We start from the raw sequence: 663 nt of genomic DNA, 5'->3' as shown, positions 1-663 counted from the left end.
AGGTTTATGTATATCTTTGACGAGTTTTGGAAGCCATTGCAAGATCCGTATTTTGAAGATTTAGCAAAAAATAAACAAAAAACTATTCGTAAACAAAATGGTATTTTTGTTTTTGCAACACAAGAGCCTACTGATGCGCTAGAGAGTAATATTGCCAAAACGCTGATTCAGCAATGTGCAACTTACATTTTTCTAGCAAATCCGAAAGCAAATTATGAAGACTATACAGAAGGCTTCAAACTAACAGATGCAGAATTTGAACTAATCAAAGGGATTGGCGAATTTAGTCGTCAATTCCTTATCAAGCAGGGTGATCAATCTGCCCTTGCAGAACTTAATCTCGGCAAATTCCATGTGACAATTGATGGAAAAACTGTCGAACAAAACTTTAGCGATGAACTTTTAGTGTTATCAGGTACACCTGACAATGCAGAGTTGGTTGAAAATATTATCGCTGAAGTGGGGGATGATCCGGCACTATGGTTACCGGTTTTTTTACAACATGTAAAAACTAATAGGAGGACAACATGAAAAAAATGATTTTTACAATAATAATAAGTGCAATTCTTGCAACGCAAAGCCCAGCTCTTGCATTTCCTTTTGGAGGTTCCTGGAGTATAGATCGTCTGGGATCTACTTGGAATTATGGAGATCTCACTACCC

1 pseudogene is annotated in these 663 nt (G+C 37.0%); it reads left to right on the top strand.

What is annotated here, in order from left to right:
* Positions 1 to 531 (top strand): annotated as a pseudogene (locus tag ACFINO_RS10790) (VirB4 family type IV secretion/conjugal transfer ATPase); the annotation flags it as partial.
* Positions 532 to 663: the final 132 nt, after the last annotated feature.

The organism is Bartonella sp. AA83SXKL, assembly GCF_042196965.1.
Taxonomy (GTDB): domain Bacteria; phylum Pseudomonadota; class Alphaproteobacteria; order Rhizobiales; family Rhizobiaceae; genus Bartonella.
The sequence above is the reverse complement of the archived record's forward strand: the minus strand, read 5'-3'. Positions and strand labels throughout refer to the sequence as shown.